Genomic DNA, 312 nt, shown 5'->3' with positions numbered 1-312 from the left:
TCTTGGACACAACGCCATCGTGAAGAGGGACAATGGGGGCTGATGTCGAAAAAGGAACGAGAAGAACGTGCTCGCATCCCCACCCGAGCAGCCCTTGAAAAATCTTTGCCGGATGATCCATCTGAACTGAAAGAACAGATGGCCAAGCTGCTGGTCGAGAAAGCTGTATTGGAAAAGGAGCTGGAGCTTGTAAAAAAAAGACGTCAGCGTCATCCCAGGTCAGCTCAGTAATAGACAAAAGACCGCAGTGGTTGACGCGCTACGCCCTGACTTCCCCTTGCCGATGCTGCTCGCCTCTATCGGCCTTGCACA

Annotated in this window: 1 pseudogene; it reads left to right on the top strand. The window is 52.6% G+C overall.

The features are described 5' to 3' along the window. Window positions 1–231, top strand: a pseudogene (locus QP413_RS09955) (transposase); the annotation flags it as partial. Window positions 232–312 lie beyond the last annotated feature (81 nt).

The sequence above is a fragment of the Corynebacterium sp. UMB4614 genome (genome assembly GCF_030217065.1).
Classification (GTDB): domain Bacteria; phylum Actinomycetota; class Actinomycetes; order Mycobacteriales; family Mycobacteriaceae; genus Corynebacterium.
This window is presented reverse-complemented; position numbering and strand designations above follow the sequence as displayed.